Below are 891 nucleotides of genomic sequence, written 5' to 3'. Positions count from 1 at the left end.
ACGACCGATGCTCCACTCGCTTTCACCGCATCGGCAATTTCAACTGCCTTTCCTTCACCGACAAAATATTTGGGATGTGGCGCTTTGCGGCTGCCAGTAATCACTTGCAGCGCTTCGACGCCCGCAGAAGAGACAAGAGTTTCAAACTCCTGCAAATCTTCCAGCTCTTTGTCTTGGGAGAACCAGATGTGTACCAGTACGGCCTGCTCACCGGCATCATAACGGTCAAACAAGCTATAACCTCGCTAAAATAAAATAACCAGGACGGGAAAACGTTATCGCTCCCCAGCCCTGGCTTTACGGCAGCGCAAAATTATTCTGCGTTATCGCCGTCTTGTTGTGGCTGCGACTGAGCGCCCTGGTTGCTTCCGCCATGGTGGTAATTGCTGCTGCCACCGCTACCGCCCGGGTTGTTGCTATGGTGCGAAACCGGACGAGAAGGAACCACTGTAGAGATGGCGTGTTTGTACACCATCTGGCTAACCGTGTTTTTCAACAGAATGACGAACTGATCAAAGGATTCAATTTGTCCTTGCAGCTTAATACCATTCACCAAATAGATCGAAACCGGTACACGTTCACGACGCAAAGCGTTCAAAAACGGGTCTTGTAATGATTGCCCCTTAGCCATTCTATCTTTTCCTTATATGCTTGTTGTTTGTTACTTTAAGAACCGTGGTTCAGAAAAACTGCGTAAAAATTTGCGCACGATAACGGACCAATTGTACACAATCATCCCTGCTTCGCACTAACAACCTGAAGCACCGCATTACGCGCTAATTCTGGCTCGTCACTGTCTAACCAGTGGACGTCGGGCCAGCCACGTAACCAGGTCATCTGGCGTTTAGCGAGCTGCCGGGTGGCGCAAATTCCCCGATAAACCATTTCGTC

1 protein-coding gene and 2 pseudogenes are annotated in these 891 nt (G+C 49.6%); all 3 read right to left on the bottom strand.

Annotation, left to right across the window (positions count from 1 at the left end; all coding sequences use genetic code 11):
• Positions 1–233, bottom strand: a pseudogene (locus tag QMM04_RS22815) (GTPase HflX); the annotation flags it as partial.
• Between the two features lie 80 nt (positions 234–313).
• Positions 314–631 (bottom strand): RNA chaperone Hfq, encoded by a 318-nt coding sequence (gene hfq / locus QMM04_RS22810; protein WP_167140838.1) that lies wholly within the window; start codon positions 629–631, stop codon positions 314–316.
• Between the two features lie 101 nt (positions 632–732).
• Positions 733–891 (bottom strand): annotated as a pseudogene (miaA, locus tag QMM04_RS22805) (tRNA (adenosine(37)-N6)-dimethylallyltransferase MiaA); the annotation flags it as partial.

The organism is Pantoea sp. Pa-EAmG (genome assembly GCF_030024295.1).
Classification (GTDB): Bacteria; Pseudomonadota; Gammaproteobacteria; order Enterobacterales; family Enterobacteriaceae; genus Pantoea; species Pantoea dispersa.
The sequence above is the reverse complement of the archived record's forward strand: the minus strand, read 5'-3'. Positions and strand labels throughout refer to the sequence as shown.

Coding starts and splice junctions, on each gene's coding strand:
- hfq (WP_167140838.1), bottom strand. CDS start 631: ATGGCTAAGGGGCAATCATTACAAGACCCGTTTTTGAACGCTTTGCGT.